Annotated in this window: 1 protein-coding gene and 4 pseudogenes; 2 read left to right on the top strand and 3 right to left on the bottom strand. The window is 59.9% G+C overall.

The features are described 5' to 3' along the window. Nucleotides 1-290: pseudogene (locus tag BVER_RS34875) on the bottom strand (hypothetical protein); the annotation flags it as partial. A 21-nt stretch (nt 291-311) separates the two neighbouring features. Then, entirely contained in the window at nt 312-467 is a 156-nt protein-coding gene (locus BVER_RS32025) for a transposase domain-containing protein (protein ID WP_157056277.1), read from the bottom strand. Nucleotides 468-842: 375 nt separating this feature from the next. On the opposite strand from BVER_RS32025, the pseudogene BVER_RS30925 reads away from it, so the two are divergent. Together BVER_RS30925 and BVER_RS33090 are read left to right on the top strand one after the other, a co-directional pair. Beyond that, nucleotides 843-1628: pseudogene (locus tag BVER_RS30925) on the top strand (tyrosine-type recombinase/integrase); the annotation flags it as partial. A gap of 45 nt (nt 1629-1673) precedes the next feature. Then, nucleotides 1674-2109 (top strand): annotated as a pseudogene (locus BVER_RS33090) (IS91 family transposase); the annotation flags it as partial. Here BVER_RS33090 and BVER_RS28410 read toward each other — a convergent pair. Then, nucleotides 2109-2935, bottom strand: a pseudogene (locus tag BVER_RS28410) (IS630 family transposase); the annotation flags it as partial. The pseudogenes BVER_RS33090 and BVER_RS28410 sit on opposite strands and share 1 nt — an antisense overlap. Between the last annotated feature and the right edge of the window lie 197 nt (nt 2936-3132).

Genomic DNA, 3132 nt, shown 5'->3' with positions numbered 1-3132 from the left:
GAAGAACTCTTCGGGCGTGGGCGCGGTGGGCGCACTTCCTTTTGAATTGGAGCTGCAGTAGCATCAGGGAGAATCGCCGCATACAACACTGCCCATCGGCGTCGAGTCACGTTGTCCTGTACGACCGCTTGCGTATGTCGCAGCTCGGTGATAGTGCCTTCCGAAGGCGGCCCCAACGGATTGTCGCCGACGTATCTGACGGCCATACCGATGTGCAGCCGTTGTCGAACCTCGAGAATGCGTCGGGGATCGTCAAGCATTTTGCCGATTGTCAAATAGAGGCGATACAACTGGGCGCTTGCCGAAGGGAATCAAGGATGTCCATGAATGTCGAGGTGTTTAGCGGGCAAGCGTAGCAGTTCATGCACGCGATTGACGGGGTACGACGGCAACTTCTCCAGTGTTTCCTTCAACCACGCATAGGGTTCGAAACCGTTCAGGCGAGCCGTTCCGAGCAATGAATACATCGTGGCCGTCGCACGAACGCTTCGCGGGGAGCCCGCGAAGGTCCAGTTGGCCCGGTTATGCGTAGATCAGCATAATCGCCAGAACTAGACGTTTGCGCGCGACGCATTCCGAGAACATGGCCGGCTGGATCGGCGGCCTGTGCGACGCGCTGGAGTTCATCGGCGGCGTGCCCGAGCTACTCGTACCCGATTTGTTCCCGGGAACAAAATCCAGGTTGTACTAAACCGCTGACGCGACGCGGTAGGGGGAGGAGAGCGAGAGCCGATGGCTGACGTTCATCGGTGGCGGTGAGCTGGCGCAGGATCCCAACGAGGAGACGCAGACACCTCCAGGAGCAGTATGTAGATGCCCAACCGGGCTTCACCATTGCTTCCATGAGGTTCCCCATGACCCCGCTGCGTCAACGCATGTTGCACGACATGCAGATCCGAAATTTAGCCGATAACACACAGAAATCCTATCTGATTCAGATATCCAGTTTCGCCCGCCGCTTTCGTCGTTCACCCGAACTGCTGGGTCCTGAGGAGATCCGGGCCTGGCTCGTCTACCTCCGCGAAGAGCGCAATCTGGCCCCCGCCAGTCTCAGCCCGGCGATCGGCGCACTGCGCTTCCTCTACCGCGTGACGCTCAAACGTGACTGGAGTGACGAGGATTTCCCATTGCCCAGGAAGCCAGTCCGGCTCCCCGTCGTTCTCAGCCTGGAGGAGATCACCACCTTCTTCGACTCCATCCCCAGCCTGAAGCATCGGACTATCCTGATGGCTGCCTACGCAGCCGGCCTGCGAGTGTCGGAAGTCGTCCACCTGAAGGTCACGGACATCGACAGCAAGCGCATGGTCATCCGTGTGAACCAGGGCAAAAACCGTAAGGATCGCTACGTGATGCTGTCGCCGCGTCTGCTCGATGTCCTCAGAACGTACTGGCAGGATGCTCATCCCCGCGACTGGCTGTTTCCCGGTGATATTCCCGGACATCCCATCACGCGAACCGCCGTCTCGCGAATCTGCGCTCTCGCACGTCAACGTTGCGGCATCCAGAAACCGATAACACCACATTCCTTGAGGCATGCGTTCGCCACGCATCTGCTCGAAGCTGGTACTGATGTGCGCAGGATCCAGCTGCTCATGGGCCATAGGTCCCTTGCGACCACTTCGCGATACTTACGAATCGCGACCAGCACCGCGAGTCCCTTCGATCTGCTGCCGCACCCCCATGTGCATTGCGTGGTGCCGGGCGGCGGCATTGCCCGGAACGGCGAGCGCTGGATCGCCTGCCGTCGCGGCTTCTTCCTGCCCGTGCGGGGTGCTCTCGCGCCTGTTTCGCCGCCTGTTTCTCGAGCAGCTGCGCCGCGCGTTCGACGCCGGCGCGCTGCGCTTCCATGGTCAGTTCGAGCCGCTGCGTGATGCCCGGGCGTTCGCCGCGTGGCTCGCCCCCGCCGCCCAGGCGGAGTGGGTCGTCTACGCGAAACCGCCGTTTGGCGGCGCCGAACACGTGCTCGACTACCTGGGCCGCTACACGCATCGCGTTGCCATCTCCAATAACCGGTTGTTCGCCTTCGACGGGCACACCGTCCAGTTCCGCTGGAAGGACTACCGGCACGAGGCCAGGCAAAGAACAATGACGCTCACGGCTGACGAGTTCAGCCACGCCTTGACCTTCGGATGCTTGTGGCTGCCATAGTTGTCCACGACGCAGTGCACGTCGAGTCCAGCGGGAACGGCCTTGTTGATTTCACGCAGGAACGACAGGAACTCCTGATGCCGATGACGCGGTTTGCAGGTGGCGAGCACTGCGCCGTTGAGCACATTCAAGGCAGCGAATAGCGTAGTGGTACCGTGACGAACGTAATCGTGCGTGACACCTTCAACGTAGCCGAAACCCATCGGCAGCATGGGCTGCGTACGCTCGAGCGCTTGACACTGGCTCTTCTCGTCCACGCACAGCACCAGCGCATTTTCTGGCGGACTCAGGTACAAACCCACTACATCGCGCAGTTTCTCAATGAAGAATTGATCGGTCGAAAGCTTGAAGCTTTCGCTGCGGTGCGGTTGCAGACCCAGCAGCTTGAAGTAACGATGCACGCTTGTTGGCGATATAGCGGTTTCCGCAGCGATCGTGCGCACGCTCCAGTGCGTGGAGCCGTGCGCAGGTTTGGTGTGCAAAGTCTTCTGAATCAATTGCGCCAATCGCTCGTCGTCGATCGTGCGCGGCTTGCCGGGACGTACTTCGTCATAGAGACCGTTGATGCGCTGCTTCAAGAATCGCAGGCACCACTTGCCCACCGTGGCGCGCGTCAGTTGCAGGCGCTGTGCGATCGCACTGTTGGGCTCGCCGTTAGCAGCCGACTACGACCCGCGCCCGCATGACCAGCGCAAGCCGAAATCGAGCGAGAACGTGCTATCGACACCAGTTGCGAGCGCTCGTCTTCGCTCAACACCAGCTCCGCCTTCGGTCGCCCCATTGCCATGATGACGTCTCCCGTTCCGCTGACGTCATCATCCTACGCGAACATAGATCAAATAACAACGGAACGGCACACTAGTGTTCCGTCCCAGAAATAACTTTACATAACCGAGCCACTTTCTGAAGGATGGAATCGGCGGTTGCGGTCCAGACAAATGGACGGTTGTGCTGGTTGTAGCGTGCGACATAGCGCTCGATGCT

It is taken from the genome of Candidatus Burkholderia verschuerenii (genome assembly GCF_001189365.1).
In the GTDB taxonomy this organism is placed as follows: Bacteria; Pseudomonadota; Gammaproteobacteria; order Burkholderiales; family Burkholderiaceae; genus Caballeronia; species Caballeronia verschuerenii.
The sequence above is the reverse complement of the archived record's forward strand: the minus strand, read 5'-3'. Positions and strand labels throughout refer to the sequence as shown.